We start from the raw sequence: 1,245 nt of genomic DNA, 5'->3' as shown, positions 1-1,245 counted from the left end.
TAGCGCACGAAGCGATGGCCCCGTCGCTCCAATTCGCGATCGAGTTCGTTGAGCAGGATGTTCGACAGCAACGGCGAGAGCGGGCCGCCTTGCGGCGTCCCTTCCTGCCGTCGGCTGGCAAGACCACCTGACATCGTCCCCGCTTCGAGGTAGCGACGGATCAGCGTGAGCACACGTTTGTCTTCGATTTGACGCTCGATGTAGGCCATCAATACATCGTGGTTGACCCGATCAAAGAACTTCTCCAGATCCAGTTCCACGCACCAGCGGTGACCCGCTGCCACGTGGGCACGGGCTGTTTCGATGGCTTGATGAGCGCTTCTGCCCGGACGAAAACCGAAGCTGTAGTCCGAGAACAACGGATCGAAGATCGGCGTGAGCTGTTGCAGCAGGGCCTGTTGGATCAGGCGATCCACGACGCAGGGGATTCCCAGCTGTCTTGTTCCGCCTTTGGGTTTGGGGATGTCGACGGCGCGCACACCTTGCGGGTGATACTCGCCGGCCAGCAACCGAGCCTTGAGGATCGGCCAATACTGTTTCATGTAGCCCGCCAATTCGTCGACCGTCATGCCATCGGCACCCGGCGCGCCCTTGTTGCTGACTACGCGTTGATACGCACGCTTGAGATTGGCGGGTGCAAGCACCCGCGCCATCAGCGTGTCCGGCTCCGCGTTCGTCCACGTCACAGACGCCGTCGATGCTTGCGCCCTGTCAGCCGTCATCCTCGGATACCGTCCGGGACCTGGGGTAACAGTTTTCTCTTGGAGAATATTCTGCGTTTCAGCATTCGACGAGACTCTGACGCCTACTGGCGGCATAACCTGTTCGGCCCTTCATCGACCCGGTTTCGGCGATTACTACGGCTTCGGCTGACTTCTGCACGCTCATCCCGTCGCCTCTCGACGCTCGGTAGCACAGTGGCAAACGTGCAGATCTCCCAGGGTAATTCGCGCGACCTTCCTGCTTATGCCTGTCGGATATACGTCACAGCGTTCCGTGCAAGTATTGGGCTTTGGCAATTTTGGCTACCTTACCCCGCTGCACCGCCTAATCCGCTTCCTGTTCGTCAGGCCAGCATTTTGCCTCGGGCTTCCTTCAGATTCGCAGTCGCCCGCGACACCCTTGCCTCTGGCTAACACTTCCCCTTGCCGGGTGTGTAGAGGACTTTCACCTCCAAGTCACCAGCGTGGCCACCACAGCCAAGCTGGTTGCGCTTCGCGCAACGCGCCATGCCTGGCGCACCAA

At 60.0% G+C, this 1,245-nt stretch carries 1 protein-coding gene; it reads right to left on the bottom strand.

Annotated elements, in window-relative coordinates:
- On the bottom strand, window positions 1-818 hold an 818-nt coding region (locus NPS56_RS30900; RefSeq protein ID WP_274078161.1), incomplete at its 3' end, for a reverse transcriptase domain-containing protein.
- Window positions 819-1,245: the final 427 nt, after the last annotated feature.

Source organism: Pseudomonas putida, assembly GCF_028682635.1.
In the GTDB taxonomy this organism is placed as follows: domain Bacteria; phylum Pseudomonadota; class Gammaproteobacteria; order Pseudomonadales; family Pseudomonadaceae; genus Aquipseudomonas; species Aquipseudomonas putida_AE.
This window is presented reverse-complemented; position numbering and strand designations above follow the sequence as displayed.